The organism is Streptomyces sp. sk2.1 (assembly GCF_008120935.1).
In the GTDB taxonomy this organism is placed as follows: domain Bacteria; phylum Actinomycetota; class Actinomycetes; order Streptomycetales; family Streptomycetaceae; genus Streptomyces.
The window spans coordinates 183,107-205,452 of record NZ_RDBO01000083.1; the positions used below are offsets into that span (position 1 = coordinate 183,107).

Annotated in this window: 18 protein-coding genes and 1 pseudogene; 8 read left to right on the forward strand and 11 right to left on the reverse strand. The window is 73.0% G+C overall.

The window, feature by feature from the left end; genetic code table 11:
* Positions 1-446: 446 nt before the first annotated feature.
* Entirely contained in the window at positions 447-1,163 is a 717-nt protein-coding gene (locus EAO76_RS37685; protein WP_148840716.1) for a M23 family metallopeptidase, read from the forward strand.
* 159 nt (positions 1,164-1,322) lie between these two features.
* Here the strand turns inward: EAO76_RS37685 and EAO76_RS37690 are convergent, their stop codons facing one another.
* Complete coding sequence (locus EAO76_RS37690; protein WP_148840717.1) at positions 1,323-1,913, reverse strand: TetR/AcrR family transcriptional regulator; 591 nt, start codon at positions 1,911-1,913, stop codon at positions 1,323-1,325.
* 128 nt (positions 1,914-2,041) lie between these two features.
* Here EAO76_RS37690 and EAO76_RS37695 point away from each other — a divergent pair, with 128 nt between their 5' ends.
* Positions 2,042-3,646: an MDR family MFS transporter gene (locus EAO76_RS37695; protein WP_148840718.1), complete on the forward strand. Its 1,605-nt coding sequence runs from the start codon at positions 2,042-2,044 to the stop codon at positions 3,644-3,646.
* A 163-nt stretch (positions 3,647-3,809) separates the two neighbouring features.
* On the opposite strand, the gene cseC is transcribed toward EAO76_RS37695, so the two are convergent.
* The 6 genes from cseC to EAO76_RS37730 form a co-directional block, all read right to left on the reverse strand.
* Positions 3,810-5,282: a two-component system sensor histidine kinase CseC gene (cseC, locus tag EAO76_RS37705; RefSeq protein ID WP_148840719.1), complete on the reverse strand. Its 1,473-nt coding sequence runs from the start codon at positions 5,280-5,282 to the stop codon at positions 3,810-3,812.
* Positions 5,279-5,983, reverse strand: a complete 705-nt coding sequence (gene cseB / locus EAO76_RS37710) for a two-component system response regulator CseB (protein ID WP_148840720.1) — start codon at positions 5,981-5,983, stop codon at positions 5,279-5,281. The genes cseC and cseB overlap by 4 nt, the downstream gene beginning before the upstream one ends.
* Positions 5,984-5,993: 10 nt before the next feature.
* Positions 5,994-6,728, reverse strand: a complete 735-nt coding sequence (locus tag EAO76_RS37715) for a hypothetical protein (protein ID WP_376038963.1) — start codon at positions 6,726-6,728, stop codon at positions 5,994-5,996.
* Complete coding sequence (locus tag EAO76_RS37720; protein ID WP_148840721.1) at positions 6,716-7,363, reverse strand: SigE family RNA polymerase sigma factor; 648 nt, start codon at positions 7,361-7,363, stop codon at positions 6,716-6,718. The genes EAO76_RS37715 and EAO76_RS37720 overlap by 13 nt, the downstream gene beginning before the upstream one ends.
* Before the next feature lie 288 nt (positions 7,364-7,651).
* Positions 7,652-8,554: an A/G-specific adenine glycosylase gene (locus EAO76_RS37725; RefSeq protein ID WP_148840722.1), complete on the reverse strand. Its 903-nt coding sequence runs from the start codon at positions 8,552-8,554 to the stop codon at positions 7,652-7,654.
* Between the two features lie 278 nt (positions 8,555-8,832).
* On the reverse strand, positions 8,833-9,483 hold the full coding sequence (locus EAO76_RS37730) for a phosphatase PAP2 family protein (protein WP_148840723.1): 651 nt from the start codon (positions 9,481-9,483) through the stop codon (positions 8,833-8,835).
* Positions 9,484-9,722: 239 nt separating this feature from the next.
* Here EAO76_RS37730 and EAO76_RS37735 point away from each other — a divergent pair, with 239 nt between their 5' ends.
* Positions 9,723-10,544 carry a hypothetical protein gene (locus EAO76_RS37735; protein WP_262376086.1) on the forward strand — a complete coding sequence of 274 codons (822 nt, stop codon included), beginning with the start codon at positions 9,723-9,725 and terminating at the stop codon, positions 10,542-10,544.
* A gap of 182 nt (positions 10,545-10,726) precedes the next feature.
* Here EAO76_RS37735 and disA read toward each other — a convergent pair whose 3' ends face one another.
* Positions 10,727-11,851: a DNA integrity scanning diadenylate cyclase DisA gene (gene disA / locus EAO76_RS37740; RefSeq protein WP_148840724.1), complete on the reverse strand. Its 1,125-nt coding sequence runs from the start codon at positions 11,849-11,851 to the stop codon at positions 10,727-10,729.
* 80 nt (positions 11,852-11,931) lie between these two features.
* Positions 11,932-13,344 (reverse strand): DNA repair protein RadA, encoded by a 1,413-nt coding sequence (gene radA / locus EAO76_RS37745; protein WP_148840725.1) that lies wholly within the window; start codon positions 13,342-13,344, stop codon positions 11,932-11,934.
* A gap of 295 nt (positions 13,345-13,639) precedes the next feature.
* On the opposite strand from radA, the pseudogene EAO76_RS47825 reads away from it, so the two are divergent.
* A pseudogene (locus EAO76_RS47825) lies at positions 13,640-15,481 on the forward strand (hypothetical protein); the annotation flags it as partial.
* Positions 15,482-15,486: 5 nt separating this feature from the next.
* On the opposite strand, the gene EAO76_RS37755 reads toward EAO76_RS47825, so the two are convergent.
* Positions 15,487-16,335, reverse strand: a complete 849-nt coding sequence (locus EAO76_RS37755; RefSeq protein WP_148840726.1) for a hypothetical protein — start codon at positions 16,333-16,335, stop codon at positions 15,487-15,489.
* A gap of 201 nt (positions 16,336-16,536) precedes the next feature.
* Between EAO76_RS37755 and EAO76_RS37760 the strand changes: the two genes are divergently transcribed.
* From EAO76_RS37760 to ilvD, 4 genes are all read left to right on the forward strand, one after another.
* Positions 16,537-17,502, forward strand: coding sequence for a Ppx/GppA phosphatase family protein (locus EAO76_RS37760; RefSeq protein ID WP_148840727.1), 966 nt, complete (start codon positions 16,537-16,539; stop codon positions 17,500-17,502).
* 237 nt (positions 17,503-17,739) lie between these two features.
* Positions 17,740-18,567 (forward strand): sugar phosphate isomerase/epimerase, encoded by an 828-nt coding sequence (locus tag EAO76_RS37765; protein ID WP_148840728.1) that lies wholly within the window; start codon positions 17,740-17,742, stop codon positions 18,565-18,567.
* Positions 18,564-19,163 carry a TetR family transcriptional regulator gene (locus tag EAO76_RS37770; protein ID WP_148840729.1) on the forward strand — a complete coding sequence of 200 codons (600 nt, stop codon included), beginning with the start codon at positions 18,564-18,566 and terminating at the stop codon, positions 19,161-19,163. The genes EAO76_RS37765 and EAO76_RS37770 overlap by 4 nt, the downstream gene beginning before the upstream one ends.
* A 201-nt stretch (positions 19,164-19,364) precedes the next feature.
* Entirely contained in the window at positions 19,365-21,215 is a 1,851-nt protein-coding gene (gene ilvD, locus EAO76_RS37775) for a dihydroxy-acid dehydratase (RefSeq protein ID WP_148840730.1), read from the forward strand.
* A 118-nt stretch (positions 21,216-21,333) separates the two neighbouring features.
* Here ilvD and EAO76_RS46930 read toward each other — a convergent pair.
* On the reverse strand, positions 21,334-22,346 hold a 1,013-nt coding region (locus EAO76_RS46930; protein WP_262376088.1), incomplete at its 5' end, for a PQQ-like beta-propeller repeat protein.

Here is a 22,346-nt window from a genome sequence, read left to right on the forward strand (position 1 = left end):
CCTTGGAGCCGAGCTGGTCCCGTCACCCTAGCCAGGATGGGGGTCGAAGGTCCTGAAACGGACAGGTCTCCGGCCCGTCGGCGGTGACAAGGCGCACAGCCCGCCATGGGCCTACTAGTGGCGGTAGGAGGCGGTGCCCGGGTCGGTGCGGGGGACTTCGGGCCCGGGACTGCAAGGTTGCTCGACTCCGGGGGGAGACGGGGCCGGATCGCCGGGATCTGTCCGTTTCGAGTGGTTTGGAGCTGGGGTTAAACCTGTCCGCGGCCAGACTTTCGGCAGGTGTGAGCCGGGCGTGCGCCGGGTGGGTATGGGGGAATTCCCTGTGCCCCATGTACGGCTTTTGTTCGTAGATGGGGTGTTTGAGTGGAAGTGGGGGTGGGGGTTACCAAGGGATGGCCAGCCCGGCCGGAGCGCCGGGATCAGTCGTTCTTGGAGGATTCCCGCCCATGTCGAAGCGTGTCTCGTTCCAGCACTCCCGCCGCCCGTCCCTGTCCCGTGTCCGTGGTGCCGTCGTGGCGGCCGGTCTGGGTACGTCGATGGTCCTCGGCGCGGGCGCTGCGTTCGCGGCCGGCACGACGGGCGCCCCGGACCTGAACCTCGCGGACCTGACCGGTGCCACCGCGGCCGAGTCGGTCGCCGAGCAGGCGGCCGTGCAGGGCAAGGTGGCGGCCGAGAAGGCCGCTGTGGCGAAGAAGGCGGCGAAGAAGGCGGCCGCGGCGAAGAAGGCCGCCCTGAAGAAGGCCCACGGCTGGTCGACCCCGGTGGACCGCTACGAGCTCAGTGCGAGCTTCGGCAACGACGGCAGCCGCTGGGCCCACAAGCACTCCGGCCAGGACTTCGCCGTGCCGGTCGGCACCGAGGTCGAGGCCGCGCACGGCGGCACCGTCGTGAAGGCCGGCCCGAACGGCGGCGGCGACGGTCCCGCGTACGGCAACGCCGTCGTGATCAGGCACGCCAACGGCACGTACTCGCAGTACGCCCACCTGTCGAAGATCGAGGTGCGCGTCGGCGAGGCCGTGAAGACCGGCGAGAGGATCGCGCTCTCCGGCAACACCGGCAACTCCAGCGGCCCGCACCTGCACTTCGAGATCCGGCACAGCGCCGACTACGGCTCCGCGGTCAACCCGGTCGGCTTCCTGCACAAGAAGGGCGTGCGCGTCTGACCCGGGCCGCCCGGTCCCGCGCCCCCGGCCCCGTACGTACCTTCCTGGGCTCGTTCGGCCCCGTACGCCCCGTACCGTCGAGGCCGCTCGGGCCCGCTCGGTCCCGTACCGCTGGGGCCGCTCGGGTCCATGTCCCCGGGCCCGCCCCTCGCGCCCGTACTACTTCCCGGGCTCCGGTTCCGGGGTGTGTGCCCGGGTGATCAGTTCGAAGGCGACTTCGAGGACGGCCGCGTGCTTCTCCTCGATGCTGCCCTCGGCGTCCTTGAGGGCGAACATGCCGGAATGCATCGCCAGGAGCGCGGTGAAGCAGCGCGTCTGGTCGGCCAGTGACGTACCGGGGTCCATGAACAGGTCGATCAGGCCCATGACGCGTTCCTTGACCGTCCGGCCGATGCTGAGCTCCCGCACGGACGCCTGGTTCTCCTGCACGAACCGGAAGAGCGGGGCGGCGTCCTTCAGTGCCTCGCTGTAGCGCCGGAGGATCTCCTTCTTCGTCTCCAGGGTGCGGGGCTGCTTCTCGCCCCAGGCGATCAGCTCCTCGAGCGGACGGTTGAGGTCCTCGAAGACGCCGATCAGGATGTCTTCCTTGGTCTTGAAGTGGTAATACAGTGCGGCCTTCGTCACATCCAGCCGCTCGGAGATCTCGCGGAGCGAGGTCTTCTCGTAGCCCTGTTCGGCGAAGAGTTCCAGGGCAACGTCCTGAATGCGCTGACGCGTGTTGCCACGGCGCGGCTGCGGCGTGCTGCCCATGAAGCTCTCCCTCAAAAACTTACTTGACGCCCGGCTAGTTGGGGGTCTACTTTCCCCAGTGTAGTCAACTAGCCGGGCGGCAAGTAAGTGTGCGGGCCGGTGCAGGGGATCAGGGGAGTGGGGACCGAATGACCGATCTGAAGAAGGCGGCCGACGGGAAGGCGCCCGGCGCCGACCGTCCGGCGGGGGAACCCGGGGCGCCGCAGCGCAGCGTCCGGGTGGTGATGCTCGCCCTGATGATCACGATGCTGCTCGCCATGCTGGACAACCTGATCGTCGGCACGGCCATGCCGACCATCGTCGGCGACCTCGGCGGTCTGGAGCACCTGTCCTGGGTCGTCACCGCGTACACCCTGGCCACCGCCGCCTCCACCCCGATCTGGGGCAAGCTCGGCGACCTGTACGGACGCAAGGGCATCTTCCTCACGTCCATCGTGATCTTCCTGATCGGCTCGGTGCTGAGCGGGATGGCCCAGGACATGGGTCAGCTGATCGGCTTCCGGGCGGTTCAGGGACTCGGCGCGGGCGGCCTGATGGTCGGCGTCATGGCGATCATCGGTGACCTCGTGCCGCCCCGTGAGCGCGGCAAGTACCAGGGCATGATGGCCGGCGTCATGGCCATCGCCATGATCGGCGGACCGCTGGTCGGCGGCACCATCACCGACCACCTCGGCTGGCGCTGGAGCTTCTACATCAACCTGCCGCTGGGCGCGGTCGCCCTCGCCATGGTCACCGCCGTGCTGCACCTGCCGAAGCGGAAGCGCACCGAGGCGAAGGTCGACTACCTCGGCGCGGCACTGCTGACCATCGGCATCACCGCGATCGTGCTGGTCACCACCTGGGGCGGCTCGGAGTACGACTGGAACTCCGCCGTGATCATGGAGCTCATCGCGATCGGCGTCGCCTCGCTCGTCGGCTTCCTCTTCGTCGAGACGAAGGCGGCCGAACCGATCATGCCGCTGCACATCTTCCGCAACCGCAACTTCACCCTGATGTCCGTCCTCGGCTTCATATCGGGGTTCGTGATGTTCGGCGCGGTGCTCTTCCTGCCCCTCTACCAGCAGTCCGTCCAGGGCGCTTCGGCGACCAACTCGGGCTTGCTGCTCCTGCCGATGCTGCTGGCGATGATGGTCGTCTCGCTGGTCGCGGGGCGGATCACCACCAGCACCGGCAAGTACAAGGTCTTCCCCATCGCGGGCTCCGCCCTGATGGTGGTCGGCCTGTTCCTGCTCTCGCGGATGGACGTCGAAACCACTCGGCTCACCTCGGGCGTCTACATGGCGGTGCTCGGCGCGGGCATGGGCTTCCTGATGCAGATCACGATGCTCGTCGCGCAGAACAGCGTGGAGATGCGGGACATGGGCGTCGCCTCCTCCGCGACCACCCTCTTCCGCACGCTCGGCAGCTCCTTCGGTGTCGCGATCATGGGCGCGCTGTTCACCGGCCGGGTGCAGGACGAGATGGTGGCCCGCGGCGGTGGCGCGGCCACCCGGCAGTCCGCGCAGCTGGACGCGGACAGCCTGGCGAAGCTGCCGGAGGCGGTGCGCGAGGCCTACCAGTTCGCGGTCTCGTCCGGTACGCACATCGCGTTCCTGGTGGCCGCCTCGGTCGGCGTGATCGCGCTGGTCGCCTCGGTCTTCGTCAAGGAGGTGCCGCTGCGCGGGGCGGGCCCGGAGGCCAAGTCGCCGACGGACGTCCCGCCCGCCGGAGTCAGGCAGACCGAGTCCGTCTGATCCCCGCCACGCGCGAGGACCGGTGACGGTCGTACGAGGAGGCTCCCGGGGCGTGCCCCGGGAGCCTCCTTCCGTCGTTCGGCCCCGACCGGCGACCGGCGACCGGCGACCGGCGACCGGCGACCGGCGATCGGCGACCGGCGACCGGCAACCGGTATCCGGATCAGTCGCCGGACCGCGGCCTGCGGCCGGCCGGCTCCTTGCCGCTCCTGTTCGTCCGGCCGCTCCTGCCCGCGCGGAGAGCCCTGCCCGCCCTGCCCGTCCGGCGGTTCTCCTCGCCGGGCCCGTCCGCCCCGTCGTCCTCGTCCGGCTTCCGCTGCTCGGCCAGCGGGAGCATCGGGAAGCTGCCGGTGTTCGTCGGCGCGTGTTCGGGCAGCCACAGCACGGCGATCGCCCCGCCCGTGCCCTGCGCCGCCCCTTCGGGCGCCGCGTTGCGGAAGGTCAGCCGGGCCCCGAGGACCCGCGCCTGTCCGGCGGCGATCGTCAGGCCGAGGCCGTGCCCGCGCCCGGCCCGGTCGCTGCTCCCGGTACGGAACCGGCTCGGCCCCTCGCGCAGCAGCGCCGCCGGGAAGCCGGTGCCGTGGTCGCGGATCCGCACCACCCGGCCCTCGACCGTGACCTCCACCGGGGTGGCGCCGTGCTTCGCGGCGTTGCCCAGCAGGTTGCCGAGGATGCGCTCCAGCCTGCGCGGGTCGGTGTTGACCCAGGACTCGTGGACGACCCGCACCCGCGCGTCCGGGTCCAGCAGCGCGATCCGCCGGCTGACGAACTCGCCCAGCGCGATCTCCTGGAGCTCGGCCCGCTCCGACGCGCTGTCCAGCCGGGCCACCTCCAGCACGTCCTCGACGAGCGTCCGCATCGCCTGCGCCCGGTCCCGCACCAGCTCCGTGGGGCGGCCCGGCGGCAGCAGCTCGGCCGCCGTCAGCAGGCCCGTCACCGGGGTGCGCAGCTCGTGCGCGATGTCCGCGGTGACCCGGCGTTCCGCCTCGATCCGCTCGTTCAGCGCGTCGGTCAGCGCGTCCACGGCACCGGCCAGCTCGTCGGTCTCGTCCTGGACGACCCCGCCGACGGCCTCCCTGACCCGTACGTCCGTGTTGCCCTGCGCGACCCGGCCCGCCGCGGCCGCCGCCTTGCGCAGCCGGCGCGACAGCTGCCCGCCGATCAGCACGCCCAGCGCGCAGCCGCCGAACACCACCGAGACCGAACCGATGATCAGCGCCCGGTCGAGGTCGCCCATGATCGTGGCGCTGCGGTCCGCGAACGGGGTGTGCAGCGAGAGCACGTTCCCGTTGCCCACCGGTACGGCCGCCCACACGTCGGGGGTGCCGTCCTTGAGCTCCTCGACATGGGTGGCCCGCCGGTTCCGGTTGGTCTCCGCGCGCAGGCTGCGCGGCATCGTCGGGTCGTTGAGCTTGGCCCCGAACCGGGGGTCGGCCTTGCGGGGCTTCGTCGCCTCGTACAGCAGCTGCGCGTGCGTCAGCCGTTCCAGCTGCACCTCGCGGGCGTTCTCCAGCATCGAGACCCGGGCGGCGTTGTGGACGACGAAGCTGAGGGCGATCGCGGTCAGCGCACCGACCGCCGCGATCGCGATGCTGATCTTCCAGCGGACCCCGGTCCGCAGCTCCGGCAGCCTCATGGCCTCAGCTTGTAGCCGAAGCCGCGGACCGTCTCGATCCGGTCCTGGCCGATCTTGGTGCGCAGCCGCTGCACATGGACGTCCACGACCCGGGTGTCACCGCCCCACCCGTAGTCCCAGACCCGTTCCAGGAGCTTGTCGCGGGAGAGCACCGTGCCGGGTGCCGCGGAGAACTCCAGCAGCAGCCGCATCTCGGTCGGGGTCAGCGACACCCGCTCGCCGCCGCGGTGCACCGCCATGCCCTCGGTGTCGACCTCCAGGTCGCCGAAGACCAGCACCCCGCCCACGGCCTGCGACTCCGGTTCCCCGTTGCCCGGCTGTCCGCCCGAGGCGTGGCCGAAGCGGCGCAGCACGGCCCGGATGCGGGCGACCAGGACCGCCCCGTCGAAGGGCTTGGTGACGTAGTCGTCCGCGCCGGCCTCCAGGCCGAGGACCACGTCGATCGAGTCGGCCCGGGCCGACAGCATGATCACGGGGACGGTCGACTCGTCGCGGATGCGGCGGCAGAGGCTGACCCCGTCCAGCCCCGGCACCATCACGTCGAGCAGGGCGATGTCCGGGCGGTTCGCCCGGAACGCGTCGAGGCCCGACAGTCCGTCGGGCATCGCGGTGACCGCGAAGCCGTCGCGCTCCAGCGCCAGCTGGGTGGCCTCGCGGATGACGTCGTCGTCCTCGACGAACAGGACGTGGGTCTCGGCCATCGAACAGCTCTCAGTTCTCCGCCGGTTCGGCGGAGAGTTCTGTGTCCCCGTTGCCGACGGCTCGGTTGAAGTCGTTGTGCACCCGGTCGTGTTCGGTGAAGCGGTTGGCCGTCCAGCGGTAGGTGATCACTTCCTCGCCGGAGGGGTAGGAGACCGAGTCCTTCTGCCCGTACACCTGCGTCGTCACCACGAGGTCGCCGCGGTCGATGGTGCCGTACACCGCGGGCTGCTCGATGGCGAAGACGTTCTCGTACGAGCCGCTGCCCCGCGAGCGGTACACGTACGTGCCGACGCCCACCGAGTCCCCGCAGGTCATCACGTTCACCACGACATCGGCCGAGGGGCCGCCGGTCAGGGTGCCGTACGAGGTGTCCACCGGGTACTCGGAGCCGGTGCAGGGCTTCAGGACCGTCCGGACCCGCTCGCTGACCTTGGGGTCGCCCTTGAGCAGCGTCACGGCGTCGACCCGCGGGGGCCGTTTCGCCGACGAGGCGTCGGCGCTGGGGGTGGCCTGCATGATCGGCTGGGTACCGGCCGGGCCCTCGTCCCGGGTGCCGGTCCCGCCGGTGGAGCAGCTGACGGTGAACAGCCCGAAGGCGGCGAGCCCGACCAGGGTCGTGGCGCTCGCCGCCCAGCCGGTCAGCGACCGGCTCCGTCTGCCGGTGGCCGTGCGGCCACCGCCGTCTCTCCCGCGGCCACGGTCGCCACCGTGGCCGCTGTCATCGCTGGCTGTCAGGCCGCGCACCGCTCCCGCCCCCGTTCGTCCATACGCCTGCCCGCCTGCACCCGTACCCGCGCGGTCTCCCGCGCACGTGCCGGGGCGCCGGCGGCCGGAGCGCGGTCGGCCGTCGTGGCCCGCTCCTCGCGGAGCCGGTCCTCCCTGCTCGCCGCCTCGCGGCTCTCCAGCTCCTGGCGCAGCCGTGCCAGTGCGCGGTGCAGGGTGCTCTTCACCGTACCGGCCGACATGCCGAGCGCCGCGGCCGTCTCCTCCGTGCTCATCTGCTCCCAGTGTCGCAGCACGACGACACTGCGCTGCTTGGGAGCCAGCACGCCCAGCACGTCCATCAGCAGGGCGCGGTCGGCGCGCTGCTCGGTGCCGTCCTCGACGCTGGCGTCGGGCAGCTGCTCGGTGGGGACCTCGTCCAGCTTGCGGGCCCGCCACCACTCGGTACGGGTGTTGATCATGACGCGGCGCAGGTAGGCGTCGGCGAGGGACTTGTCGGCGATGCCGTCCCAGCGGCCGTACGTACGGGCCAGCGCGGTCTGCAGCAGGTCCTGCGCGTCCACGGGGTCGGGCACCAGCCGACGCGCGCTGCGCAGCAGCGCGTCCTGTCGGGTGCGTACGTACTCCTCGAATTCGAGCACCTCGCCGTGCGCCATTCCAACCGCCTCCGTCCCCGTGTATCCCCGTAGAACCGCCGTCAGCCATCGTTCGGTCGGGCTGACGTCGAAGACGCTACGGAGCTGTTGTCACGAGGCTGTGCGGAGCAGCCATACGCCTACGCACGGCTGTCCATCGGTTGTGTAACAGCGCTGGACCGGTGGGGGTACGGATCTCGGGTCGCGAGGAGTACGGATACGGGTCGTGGGGTACGGAACGCGGGTCGTGGGGGTACGGAACGCGGGTCGTGGAGGGTGTGGATCGAGGAACGTACGGGGACCGGGGGATCAGGTCAGCGGCAGCCGGTACAGCCCGCCGGCCAGCGGTTCGACCAGGCCGTCGGAGACCAGGCCGTCCAGCGCGCGGGCGCGCTGCACCGGTTCGTCCCACACCGCGTCCAACGCCGACTGCGGCACCGGTGTCACGGCCTCGCGCAACACGGCGAGCAGCCGTCCGCGCACCTGCCGGTCGGTGCCGGCGTAGGTCTGGCCGCGCCGCGGGGGCCCCTGGTGGGCGGGCTTCCCGGCCAGCCGCCAGGCGCACTGCGCGGCGATCGGGCACCGGGTGCAGTCCTCGTTCTTGGCGGTGCAGACGAGGGCGCCGAGCTCCATCGTCGCGGCGGCCCAGCGGGCCGCCCGTTCGTCCTCGTCGGGCAGCAGCGCGCGGGCCAGCTTGCGCTCGGCGGCCGTGGTCGCGTTCGGCGGGTACTGGATGCCGGTCGCGGCCCGTGCGAACACCCGGCGGACGTTCGTGTCGAGCACGGCGTGCCGCTGCCCGTACGCGAACGAGGCCACGGCCGCGGCGGTGTACTCGCCGATGCCGGGCAGGGCGAGCAGCTGGCCGTGCTCGCTCGGTACGTCGCCGCCGTGCCGCTCCGTTATGGCCTGCGCGGCCCCGTGCAGCCGCAGCGCCCGGCGCGGGTAGCCGAGCCGGCCCCAGGCGCGGACCGCCTCGCCGGGCGGTTCGGCGGCCAGGTCGGCGGGGCGGGGCCAGCGGGCCAGCCACTGCTCGTACACCGGGAGGACCCGGTTGACGGGGGTCTGCTGCAGCATGAACTCGCTCACCATCACACCCCAGGCGCCCGCTTCGGGGCGGCGCCAGGGCAGATCGCGGGCGTGCTGTTCGAACCACCCGATCACGGGGGAATGGAGGGAGGTGGGGGGCGTCTGTGTCGCAGTCATGGCAGTCATCGCACTGCCGATCCTGGCACGGAAGAACGGAAGACGGTTCCGCGTACGGTGGTGTCGCCCCGCCTGAGGGCCCTTGGGGTGATAATGCCACCCGTCTGCGCCCCGATGTCCGGCAACCGGCCCACACGGACCCGGCCCGACCGGCCCAAGCCGCTCCGGCCGCCTCCCGGCACCTTCCTCCCGGTCGCCGCCCGACGTCCTCCCCCGGTTGCCTTCCGGTTCCCCCCGGGCGCCTCCCTCCGGCCGTCCTTCTTCCCGGCCGCCCCGCTCCGGGTGCGTCAGCCCCGGCCGTGCCGCCGCCGGGGGCGTACGTCCGCGCCGCCCGTGCCGGGCCCCGACGCCCAGGCGGCGACCGGTGCGGCGCTGTCCCGTACGGTCCGGGCGAGCGCCCGCGCCGGACGGTTCAGTACGGCGATCGCGGCGGCCGACACCGCGGCGCCCAGCAGCAGGCCGACCGCCACGTCGTGCGGGTAGTGCACCCCGACGAAGACCCGGGAGAAGGCCATCAGCAGGGCCAGCGGCGCGGTGAGCCAGGCCAGCCGGGGCCGGGCGACGGCGATGGCGACGGCCGCGGCCCCGGCGATCGCGGAGTGGTTGCTGGGGAACGACCAGTCGCCCGTCGGCGGACACGTCACCAGCGAGGCCGCGGCCCCGGCGACCGTCCGGCAGGGGCGCTCCTCGTCCACCACCGACTTGAGCACCTCGCTGCACACGTAGCCGAAGGCCGTCGCGACGGGGGCGAGCACCGCGAGTGCCAGGGCGCCGTCCCCCTGGCGCCGGGCCCGCCACCACCCGGTGACGAACAGGACACCGAAGACCAGAAGCCCGAGCTCCGTCCATATCTCGGCGAGGTGCTGGACCCATGACGGCATGTCATGCGCGAAGTCGGTGATGTCCCGGTAGAGCGGGGCGGTAACTGAACTATCCATGTACACAGAGGGTAGTGAGTGGAAACGGGAGGCCGACGGGGGCCGTCGAACGAGGTCCGGGGCGATGGAATTCAGGACTCCGGCTGACGGAGGCAGGGGCTCCGGCCGGCGGGGGCGGGGCTCCGGCCGACGGACACAAGGGTGAGAACCGGCCATCCCGGGATGATGATCCGTAAAACTTGGGGTTCAGGGCGGCGGGTGGGCGGGAGAGCGCACCGATCTCTCGTACAGTTTGAGCCGTGGGATCTCTGCGTAATCCGATCGGGCCGCTTCCCTCCAGCATCTACTGGCGGCGGAGGGCGGTGGCGGCGACGCTGGTCGCGCTGCTCGCCCTGCTGATCGCATGGGTCGTCACCTCCGGCAGCGGCAAGGAGGACAAGGACGACTCGCGGCCGGGCGGCTCGGGTCCCGCGCATGCGATCACACCCGGACCCGGCGGTTCCGGCCCGGCCATCAGCCAACAGCCGGGCGGGCGCGACGAGTCGGACGAGTCGGGCGGAAGCGACGGCGGTGCGTCCGCGGGCTCCGGCGACGGCACGACCGGTGGTTCCGGCGGCAACGGCGGTACGGGGACCGGCGACGGCACGGATGTCGGGCCCGGCGGTACGGGCGGCGACGGCACGGCGGTCGGCCGGCGCGTTCCCGCGTCCTCCCCGCTCCCCGACTGCGTCCCTGCGGCACTCCAGCTGAGCCTGCGCACCGAACTCGACTACGGCCCCGGCGAGAAGCCGGAGTTCCGGCTGATCGCCAAGAACGCCTCGGCCACCGCCTGCAAGGCCGACCTCGGCCCGAAGAGCGCGGTGCTCACCGTCACCGAGGCCGGTGGCGACGACAGCCAGGTGTGGTCCTCCGAGGACTGCCCGCGCGACACGGGGAGCCTGCTGCTGGAGGTCCCTGCGGGCGAGACCGTCGTGCACGTCGTGGAGTGGGACCGCCGGAAGAGTTCCCCGAAGTGCGCGACGCCGCCCGCGGCGGCAGTGGGCCCGGGGACGTACCTGGTCGAGGCGAAGGCGCCGGGCGAGCCGGTGCAGCGTGCCTCGTTCGTCCTCGCGAAGGACTGACCGCCGAGGCCGACGGGGCCGCCGGGCGGAGACACCGGGCGGTACTCCGGCGATGATCCGGCCGGGAGCCGGGAGCCGGGAGCCGGGAGCCGGGAGCCGGGAGCCGGGAGCCGGGCCGGGGTGAACTCCCGGACCGCGCGGGGGACTACGGGTTCACGGCGCGTACGGGTACGCGCGCGCCGTCACACGTACCGTTCGAGGATCGACGACTCGGCCAGCCGGGACAGGCCCTCGCGCACGCTCCGGGCCCGCGCCTCGCCGACGCCGTCCACGGTCTGGAGGTCGTCCACGCTGGCGGCGAGCAGCTTCTGCAGGCCGCCGAAGTGCTCCACCAGCCGGTCGATGATCGCCCCGGGCAGCCGGGGCACCTTCGCCAACAACCGGAAACCGCGCGGCGAGACCGCCGAGTCCAGCGTCTCGGGCGAGCCGCTGTAGCCCAGCGCCCGTGCCACGACCGGGAGTTCGAGCAGCTCGGTGTGGGAGAGCGCGTCGAGCTCGGTCAGCGCCTCGGCGACCGTGCGGGAGCGCTTCGCGGTCGGCTCCGGCACGTAATCGCGCACGACCAGCTCGCGCTCCGGCTCGACGCCCGCGATCAACTCGTCGAGCTGGAGCGAGAGAAGCCGGCCGTCGGTGCCCAGCTCGACCACGTACTCCGCGATCTCGGTCGCGATCCGGCGGACCATTTCGAGCCGTTGGGCGACGGCCGTGACGTCCCGGACCGTCACCAGGTCCTCGATCTCCAGCGCGGAGAGCGTGCCCGCGACCTCGTCGAGCCGGAGCTTGTACCGCTCCAGGGTGGCGAGCGCCTGGTTGGCGCGGGAGAGGATCGCGGCGGACTCCTCCAGGACCCGGCGCTCCCCGTCCACGTAGAGCGCGATCAGGCGCATCGACTGCGAGACCGAGACGACCGGGAAGTTGCACTGCTTGGAGACCCGGTCCGCCGTGCGGTGGCGGGTGCCGGTCTCCTCGGTGGGGATGGAGGCGTCCGGGACCAGCTGCACGCCGGCCCGCAGGATCTTGGTCATGTCCTTGTCGAGGATCAGGGCTCCGTCGAGCTTGGCCAGCTCGCGCAGGCGCGTCGCGGTGAACTCCACGTCCAGCACGAATCCGCCGGTGCACATCGACTCGACGGTCTTGTCCATGCCGAGCACGATCAGCCCGCCGGTGTTGCCGCGGAGGATGCGCTCCAGGCCGTCCCGCAGCGCCATTCCGGGCGCGACGGCGCTCAGCGAGGCGCGCATCAGCGCCTCGTTACCGGTGCCTTGGCCGGACTTTCCGGGCGCTGCTGCCCGGTCGTTGGCTGCCACTGCACTCCTCCGGTCACAGGTTCGCGGTGCCCTTGCGTCCCTCGTTCCGTTCGTACGGACGGTCGAGACCAGGGCAAAGTCTACCGGCGCGCGTTCTCCTCCTGGGGGGCCTGTGCGCGGGACCGGCGCGGGAGGACCCTCAGCGCATCACCCATGTTGGCGACTTCTGTGACCTTCATACCGGCCGGGACCTTGCCCGGGTCGGTCGGGACCAGCGCGTGCGTGAAGCCCAGCCGGTGCGCCTCGGCCAGCCTGCGCTGGACCCCCGTGACCCGTCTGACCTCGCCCGCGAGGCCCACTTCGCCGATCGCCACGAGGTTCTTGGGCAGGGGGGTGTCGCTTGCCGCGCTGGCCAGTGCCAGCGCGACCGCGAGGTCCGCCGCGGGCTCGGAGAGCTTCACGCCGCCGACCGTCGCGCTGTAGATGTCCCGCTTGCCGAGCGCGCTGATCCGGCCGCGCTGCTCCAGCACGGCGAGCATCATCGACACCCGGGACGTCTCCAGGCCCGAGGTGGTGCGCCGGGGCGAGGGGATCTGGGAATCGACCGTCAGCGCCTGCACTTCGGCGACCAGCGGGCGCTTGCCCTCCAGGGTGACGGTGAGGCAGGTGCCGGGCACGGGCTCGTCGCGCCGGGTGAGGAAGAGGCCGGAGGGGTCGGCGAGGCCGGTGATGCCCTCGTCGTGCAGTTCGAAGCAGCCGACCTCGTCGGTCGCGCCGTACCTGTTCTTGACGCCGCGCACGAGCCGCAGGCGGGCGTGGCGGTCGCCCTCGAAGGACAGCACCACGTCCACGAGGTGCTCCAGCAGCCGGGGGCCCGCGATCGCCCCGTCCTTGGTGACGTGACCGACCAGCAGCGTGGACATGCCGCGTTCCTTGGAGGCCCGGATGAGGGCCCCGGCGACCTCCCGGACCTGCGCCATGCCGCCCGGCGCCCCGTCGATCTCGGGCGACGCGACGGTCTGCACGGAGTCGAGGACGAGGAGCGAGGGCTTGACCGCGTCCAGATGACCGAGGACGGCGGACAGGTCCGTCTCCGCGGCGAGGTAGAGGTGGTCGTTGATCGCCCGGATCCGGTCGGCGCGCAGCCGCACCTGGCTCGCGGACTCCTCGGCCGTGACGTAGAGCGTGCGGTGGTCGTCGCTCGCCGCCTTCGCGGCGACGTCCAGCAGCAGCGTCGACTTGCCGACGCCCGGCTCGCCCGCCAGGAGCACCACGGCCCCGGGCACGAGGCCGCCGCCGAGCACCCGGTCCAGCTCGCCGACGCCGGTCGACCTGGCGGTGGCCTGCCGGCTGTCGACCTGGCCGATGGGGAGCGCGGCGGCACTGACCCGGCCTGCCGCGGTGGTCCGCACGGCGGGGGCGCCGCCGAACTCCTCGACCGTCCCCCACGCCTGGCATTCGGGGCAACGGCCGAGCCATTTGGCGGTCGTCCAGCCGCACTCGGTGCAGCGGTAGGACGGCCGGTCCTTCGCGGATTTCGTACGGGCAGCCATGTCGCAACCGTATAGGTGGGGTCCGACAGTCCCGCGGTCCCGCCGGGTGCCGCCGTCGGCCGGGAGCCGCCGGAGGCCGGCCGGCGCGGGGGAAACGGACGCTCCGGCGCGGGTGGACGTGCGCCCCGGAGCGGACGGATGCGGGCTCCGGCGCGGGCGGGTGCGCGCTCCGGAGCCGCTCGGCTTCGGCGGAATGAGGTATTCCTGTCCCCTTTCGAGGGATACGTTCACCCGTAAGGGTTAAAACTGCCGAAGGGTGGCCAAAGGTGTGCCTTGCGCTGCCTACGGTCGCAAGGTGACGAGCAGCAGTCTGGAGCCACCCACACATACCACCGGCGCACACCGGGCGAGGCACGGTGCGCCCCACCGCTCGACGCACTCCTCGCCATGCCACCCGCCCGCTCGTTACGAACCGCATCTCGACGGCCTGTTCACCTACTGCCTCTCCGTGCTCTGCGACCACGACGCCGCCACCGAGGCGCTCGGCGGGGTGCTCGCGATCGCGGAGCGACAGGAGAGCCGGTGCCCGGCGGGCGAGGAGGAACGTAAATCCTGGCTGTACGCCCTGGCCAGGTGGATGTGCATGCGCAGGCTCGCCGAGCAGAAGCAGGACAGCAGGCCGCACCGGCACAAGGCCGGGAAGCGGCCGGGGCGGCTGCCGGCGCAGCAGGAGACGAAGGGGGCGGGCGGTCCGCCCGGCAAGCAGCCGGGCGGCTCCCCGGCCAAGCAGCCGGGCGGTACGGCCGCCCCGGGGGCGCGCACCGGACGCCGCACGCCCCCGGCCACCGTCGCGAAGAACCCCGCCGCCCCCCTCGTGCCGGCCGGCGCGCAGGGCGGCCCCGGGCGCGTTCCCGAGTCCGACGCCGCCGCCGAGGCGCACCGCCGCGAACTCGCCCAGCTGGCCTGGCCCGAGGCCGCGGGCACCACCCCCGAGCAGCGCGAGGCGCTCGAACTCGCGGTGCGCCACCGCCTCGCCCCGCGCGCCGTCGCCTCCGTCCTGGGCCTCGCCCCGGCGGCCGCCCGCGAGCTGCTGGCCGCAGCGGCCTGCGAGGTGGAACGCACCCGCGCCGCCCTCGCCGTCGCCGAGACCGGCGACTGCCCGCTCGTCGCCCGGCTCACCGGCGATCGCCGCGTCCTGCTCTCCGCCACCCTGCGCCGCGAGCTCGTCCGGCACGTCGACGACTGCCCCCGTTGCCGCAGGGCCGCCGAGCGGGCCGGTGCCCGGGGGCCGTGGCCGGGAGCCGCGGTCGCCCAGGCCGCCGCGCTGCCGGTCGTCGAGGCGCCCCGGCCCTCCGCGTACGTCGCGCTGGCGCACGCCCGGCGCAACCGCTCGGGCGGCCCGCGGTTCGACCGGGCGGGCTTCCCCATGGACCCGAAGGACCACGCCGCGCGTCGGGACCGGCTGCGGGCCAGGGTCGTCACGACGACGGTGGTCGCGACGGTCGTCGCGGCCCCGATGATCGCGCTGTGGACGGCCTACCGGGGCGCGCCGCAGACCGGCGAGGGGCACGACGGCTCGTCGGTCGCCGCCACCGAGACCGACGCCCGGCACGACGACGCCCCGGGCGGCCGCTACGAGAACGCGGGCAACGCCCGGCCCCGGCCCGACGCCCGTTTCGAGGACGGCCGGGCCCCGGACGTCTCGGCGGAGGTGGTCAGCGCGGGCCGGGACGGTGCCGGCGGGCTCACCGTCGAGGCCCGCTCGTCCGGCGGCACGACCCTGATCCGGCTGACCGCGTCGGGCGGTGCCCCCGTCGCCTGGTCGGCCCGCCCCGACGTGTCCTGGCTGGGCCTGAGCCGTTACTCGGGCACGCTCGCCGCGGGCGAGAGCGTCACGGTCCGCGTCCTCGTGGACCACCGGCGGGAGCCGTCCGGCCCGTGGAGCGCGCGGGTCGAACTCGCCCCGTCGGGGGCCGCGGTGGTGATCCGGGGGCACGGGACGGCGGAGCCGTCGCCCGGCGGACCCGGCCCGGCCGAACCCTCCGTGACCCCCGGCCCGTCCGTCCCGCCCACGTCCTCGCCGCGGCCCACGCAGTCGACCGGGCCGACCCCCGGCCCCAGCGACACCGCACCGTCGCCGACCGACCCGGGCCCGGTCGCGTCCTCACGCCCGTACGGTCACGCCGTCACGCCGTCACGCCGTCATGCCGGATCGACCGGGTCCGCCGGGTGCGGGGCCATCGGCAGGAGCGCGGACAGGCGCTCCTCGCACAGCTCGACCAGGCGGGCGTACGCCTTCTTGCCCATCAGCTCGACGAGTTCGGGGCGGTAGGACACGTAGACCGGCTCCCCGGCGCCGTGCGCGGAGGTCGCCGACGTGCACCACCAGTGCAGGTCGTGGCCGCCCGGACCCCAGCCCCTGCGGTCGTACTCGCCGATCGACACCTGGAGCACCCGGGTGTCGTCGGGCCGGTCGATCCAGTCGTACGTGCGCCGGATCGGCAGCTGCCAGCAGACGTCCGGCTTGGTCTCCAGGGGCTCCCGCCCCTCCCGCAGCGCCAGGATGTGCAGCGAACAGCCCGCGCCCGCCGCGAAGCCGGGGCGGTTCTGGAAGATGCAGGAGCCCTCCCAGCGCCGCGTCTGGCGTTCCCCGTCGTCGTCGACCTGGACCCAGCCCGTCTCCGTGCCGACGTCGTGGAACTGCCACAGCTCGGGGGTCAGCCGCGCGACGTGGCCCGCCACCCGCTCCTCGTCGCCCTCGTCCGAGAAGTGCGCGCCCAGCGTGCAGCACCCGTCGTCCGCGCGCCCCGCCTGGATGCCCTGGCAGCCGCTGCCGAAGATGCAGGTCCACCTGGAGGTCAGCCAGGTCAGGTCGCAGCGGAAGATCTGTTCGTCGTCCGCGGGGTCCGGGAACTCGACCCAGGCGCGCGCGAAATCGATCCCCTTCTCGTCCCCGACCCGGTCCGGCCCGTTCACTTCCTGCCGCATCTCCTGCTTCGTTCTCTGCTTCTTCGTGTTTTTGCCCGGCTTCGCCTTTTTCGTCTTTGGCACGCGCCAAGGGTAAGGCCGACCGGCAATCGGGAGGTGGGAGAAGGGGCGGAGCCGGGTGCGTGCAGATGCGAGGCGGAGGATCGAGGCAACGCGGAGCGTTGTTGATCGACGACAACGCCGCAGATGTGCGTGCCCGGCCCCGCGATGCCGCCTCCCGATTGTCGGTCGGCCCGGGTCCGCGGGGCCGGTAGCGTTCCGGGTATGAGACTCGGAGTCCTCGACGTGGGTTCGAACACGGTGCATCTGCTGGTGGTGGACGCGCATCCCGGTGCCCGCCCCCTGCCCGCGCACTCGCACAAGGCGGAACTGCGCCTGGCCGAACTCCTCGACGGGGACGGGGCGATCGGGCCCGAGGGCGTGGACCGGCTGGTGGCGACGATCACCGACGCGCTCCAGGCCGCCGAGGACAAGGGGTGCGAGGACGTCCTGCCGTTCGCCACGTCCGCGGTGCGCGAGGCGAGCAACGTCGACCAGGTACTGGCCCGGGTGCGCGACGAGACGGGCGTCGAACTCACCGTCCTCAGCGGAGCGGAGGAGGCCCGGCTCACCTTCCTCGCCGCCCGCCGCTGGTACGGCTGGTCGTCGGGGCGGCTGCTGGTGCTGGACATCGGGGGCGGTTCGCTGGAGATCGCCTACGGCATGGACGAGGAGCCGACCGCCGCGGTGTCGCTGCCGCTCGGGGCCGGCCGGCTCACCGCCGGATGGCTGCCGGGGGACCCGCCGGACCCGGCGGAGGTGAAGGCGCTGCGCCGCCACGTGCGGGCCGGCATCGCCCGCAGCGTCGGGGAGTTCACCCGCCTCGGCCGCCCGGACCACGTCGTGGCCACGTCCAAGACCTTCAAGCAGCTCGCCAGGATCGCGGGCGCCGCGCGCTCCACCGAGGGCCTGTACGTGCAGCGCGGCCTCACCCGCAAGGCGCTGGAGGACTGGGTGCCGAAGCTGGCGACGATGACCGTCGAGCAGCGGAGCACCCTGCCCGGCGTCTCCGAGGGCCGCGCCGGACAACTGCTCGCCGGGGCGCTGGTCGCCGAGGGGGCCATGGACCTGTTCGGGGTCGAGGAGCTGGAGATCTGCCCCTGGGCGCTGCGCGAGGGCGTCATCCTGCGCCGCCTGGACCACCTGCCGGCGGAACGGGCCGCGCTGGGCCGAGCGGGGGCGCCGGGCTGATCGGGGGCGTGGAGCCGAGCGGGGCGCCGGGCTGATCGGGGGCGCGCCGGTCGCGGACGAAGGACCCGTACGGAACCCGGTCCGGGACCGTGCGGAGGACCGCCCCGCAGGCCGGGCCGGAGCCCGTGCGGGAGGCGGTCCCGGGGGCCGTGCGGCGGCCGGAATCCGTCGGATGGCCCTTCTCACTTTCCGCCCGGGACCCTCGGTCCGGCGTACGGCTGCCCGTACGCTGTTCCAGTGGCAGAACCAGTGGTGCGCATCCCGGATGCGAAGGTCGCCCTGTCGACGGCCTCCGTCTACCCGGAGTCGACGGCGACGGCCTTCGAGATCGCCGCGCGTCTCGGTTACGACGGTGTCGAGGTCATGGTGTGGACCGATCCGGTCAGCCAGGACATCGAGGCGCTGCGCAGGCTCTCGGACCACCACGGGGTACCGATCCTCGCCGTCCACGCGCCCTGCCTGCTGATCACCCAGCGCGTCTGGTCCACCGATCCGTGGGTGAAGCTCCAGCGGGCCCGGAACGCCGCGGAGAAGCTGGGGGCGACGACCGTGGTCGTCCACCCGCCGTTCCGTTGGCAGCGCAACTACGCGCGCGACTTCGTCAACGGGATCTGGCGCATGGCCGACGAGACCGACGTGCGGTTCGCCGTCGAGAACATGTACCCGTGGCGCTACCGGGACCGCGAGATGCTCGCGTACGCCCCCGACTGGGACGTCACCAACAACGACTACCGCCACTTCACCGTGGACCTCTCGCACACCGCGACGGCCCGCACCGACGGCATGGCCATGGTCGAGCGGATGGGCGACCGCCTCGCCCACATCCACCTCGCCGACGGCAAGGGCTCCAACAAGGACGAGCACCTCGTGCCCGGCCGGGGCGACCAGCCCTGCGCCGAACTCCTGGAGCACCTGGCCCGCACCGGCTTCGACGGCCACGTCGTCATCGAGGTCAACACCCGCCGCGCCATGTCCACCGCCGAACGCGAGGCCGACCTGGCGGAGGCCCTCGCCTTCACCCGGCTCCACCTGGCGTCGTCCCCGGACCGGGCGCCGCGCCCGTGACCGACGGCCCCAAGCGCCGCGGCCGTCCCTCCCGCACCACCGGCCCCGACGCGCGCACCCGCATCCTCGACGCGGCCCGCACCGAATTCGCGGAGCGCGGCTACGACAGGACGTCGATCCGGGGCGTCGCCAGGGCGGCGGGCGTGGATTCCGCCCTGGTCCACCACTACTTCGGCACGAAGGACGAGGTCTTCGCCGCCGCCGTCGAGCTCTCCTTCGAACCGGCCCTGGTGATCCCGGCGGTCCTGGGCGAGGGCACGGACGGCCTGGGGGAGCGGCTGGCCCGCTACTTCCTCTCCGTGTGGGAGAACCCGGCGTCCAGGGCCCCGCTGCTGGCGATCATGCGGTCCGCGCTGACGCACGAGGCGGCGGCGAAGGTGCTGCGGGGCTTCGTGCTGCGCCGGCTCCTGGAGCGCGTGGCGGAGGAGCTGGACGTACCGGACGCCACGTTCCGCGCGGAGCTGGCGGCCTCGCACATGATCGGGATCGTCATGCTGCGGTACGTGCTCCGGACGGAGCCGCTGGCGTCGGCGCCGCCCGAGAGGATCGTCGAGATGGTCGCGCCGACGCTCCAGCGCTATCTGACGGAGACCTGAGCCCCGCGGGCYCCCGCGGCGCGGCAGGCGCGGCACCCCGTCGCGGCCCGCCCGGTCGCCGGCCCCGCCCCCGGTCCCGTAGCGTTTCCGTCCAGCCCACCCATCGAGCACCCCGTCCCGCATGGCGGACGATGTGTCCAGATCTTGGAGCCGGGGGCGTACGCTCGGAGGCAGTCTTTGATGTCGAAGGAGCGAGAGACGATGCCCCAGCTGAGGTCCCGCACTGTCACCCACGGCCGCAACATGGCGGGCGCCCGCGCCCTTATGCGGGCCTCGGGCGTAGCGAGCGAGGACATCGGCAAGCCGATCATCGCGGTCGCCAACTCCTTCACCGAGTTCGTCCCCGGCCACACCCACCTGGCGCCGGTCGGCCGGATCGTCTCCGAGGCCATCAAGGCCGCGGGCGCCGTGCCGCGCGAGTTCAACACCATCGCCGTCGACGACGGCATCGCGATGGGCCACGGCGGGATGCTCTACAGCCTCCCCTCCCGCGACCTGATCGCCGACTCCGTCGAGTACATGGTCGAGGCGCACTGCGCGGACGCGCTGATCTGCATCTCCAACTGCGACAAGATCACCCCCGGCATGCTGATGGCCGCGATGCGCCTCGACATCCCGACGGTCTTCGTCTCCGGCGGTCCGATGGAGGCCGGCAAGGCCACCCTCGTCGACGGCACGGTCCGCAAGCTCGACCTGGTCAACGCGATCAGCGACGCCGTCGACGAGAGCATCTCGGACGAGGACATCCTCCGCATCGAGGAGAACGCCTGTCCCACCTGCGGCAGCTGTTCCGGCATGTTCACCGCCAACTCGATGAACTGTCTGACCGAGGCCCTGGGCCTGTCCCTGCCGGGCAACGGCTCCGTCCTCGCCACGCACACCGCCCGCCGGGCGCTGTACGAGGAGGCCGGCCGCACGGTCGTCGAGATCACCAGGCGCTACTACGAGCAGGACGACGCGACGGTCCTGCCCCGCTCCATCGGCACCCGGGCCGCGTTCGACAACGCGATGGCGCTCGACATCGCGATGGGCGGCTCCACCAACACGATCCTGCACCTGCTGGCCGCCGCGCAGGAGGCCGAGCTGGACTACGACCTCGCCGACATCGACGCGGTCTCGCGCCGCGTCCCCTGCCTGGCGAAGGTCGCGCCCAACGTGGCCCCCGGCGGCACGTACTACATGGAGGACGTGCACCGGGCCGGCGGCATCCCCGCCATCCTCGGCGAACTGCACCGGGCCGGCCTGCTCGACGAGAACGTGCACTCGGTCCACTCCGGCTCCCTCGCCGAGTGGCTGAAGAACTGGGACGTCCGCGGCGGCTCGCCGTCCCCCGAGGCCGTCGAGCTGTGGCACGCGGCCCCCGGATGCGTCCGTTCCGCCACCGCCTTCTCGCAGTCCGAGCGCTGGGACTCCCTCGACCTCGACGCCGCCGGCGGCTGCATCCGCGACCTGGCGCACGCGTACTCCGAGGACGGCGGCCTGGCGGTCCTCAAGGGGAACCTCGCGGTGGACGGCTGCGTCGTGAAGACGGCGGGCGTCGACGAGTCGATCTGGACCTTCGAGGGCCCGGCGGTCGTCTGCGAGTCGCAGGACGAGGCCGTCGACAAGATCCTCCGCAAGGAGATCAAGGAGGGCGACGTCGTCGTCATCCGCTACGAGGGCCCGCGCGGCGGTCCCGGCATGCAGGAGATGCTCTACCCCACCTCCTTCCTCAAGGGCCGCGGCCTCGGCAAGAGCTGCGCCCTGGTGACCGACGGCCGCTTCTCCGGCGGCACGTCGGGGCTGTCCATCGGCCACGCGTCGCCGGAGGCCGCGTCGGGCGGCACGATCGCGCTGGTCGAGGACGGCGACCGGATCAGGATCGACATCCCGAACCGCTCGATCGAGCTGCTGGTCCCCGAGGCCGAGCTGGCCGGTCGCCGCGAGGCGCTGAACGGCGTGTACGCGCCGAAGAACCGCGAGCGCAAGGTCTCGGTGGCGCTGCGCGCGTACGCCGCGATGGCCACGAGCGCGGACCGGGGCGCGGTGCGGGACGTGACCAAGCTCGGCTGACGCCCCGCCGGGGCCCCCACGGCTCATCGACCGGGAAGGCCCGGCCCCGCTTCCACCCGGGGACCGGGCCTCTCCCACGGGCCGTTCCGGGGTCCGGTACCGCCTGCCCGCCCCGTGGTCACCAGTCGGCGGGGTCCTTCCCGTCCACGGCGAACACCGATCCGTCGGGCGCCGTCCCGAAGACGGTCCGCTCGGCGGCCACGGGCGCGGGCAGCGCCGAGGAGTACGTGAGCTTCCCGCCCCGCAGCCGCGGGCCCGTCTGGCCCAGCAACGTGCCGTGCTCGGTGTCCACGGCGAGCAGCCGCCCGTCCGCCGCGGAGAAGTACAGCCGGTTCCCGGTGGCGAGCACGGGGGCCGACGTCCGTCCGGCAGCGGTCTCCAGCTGCCAGCGCACCGCCTTTCCGCCCCCGGGACGGGTGTCGACGGCGACCAGGGTCCCGCCGTGCGCCAGCAGATAGGCGGTGTCACCGCCCACCACGACCTCCGGCTCGTTCATCCGGAACGGCAGTGCCATCCGTTCGACGTGCCGCCGCCCGGGGTCGTAGCGGACCAGCCCGACCGTCTGGGCGTCCCCGTTCATGGCGGTCAGGACGAGCGCGCCGGCCGCGGACCCCACCGGGGTCAGCATCCCGTCCAGCCGCCGCTGCCACGTCGCGCGCCCCGTCTTCGCGTCCACGGCCGTGATCAGCGTGGTGGACCCGTAGGCCGAGTGCTCGAACGCGTAGGCCAGCCCCGTCGACCCGTCGTACAGCGCGTAGTCCGGGCGCTGGTGGCCGGTGAGCGGATGCCGCCACAGGGACACCCCGGTCGCCGCGTCGAGCGCCTCGGTCGTGCCGTCCTCGGCGACGAGCAGCAGCGAGTCGCCCGCGGCGAACGGCGTGCCCGCGTACGCGGAGAGGTCCGCGTCCCAGACCTGCTCGCCCCGGGCGGGGTCGTACGCCCGGAGCTTCCCGCCCGGCACCGCCGTGTGCACCAGGCCGCCGGAGACCGACACGACACCGACCGCCGAGGCGTCGTCGGTCCCGGAATCGGCCCCGGCCCCGGCCCCGGGATCGGCGTCGGCCGCCGCGGTACGGGACCACAGCACCCGGCCGTCCGAGGGGTCCAGCCGGGCGACACCGACACCGCCCG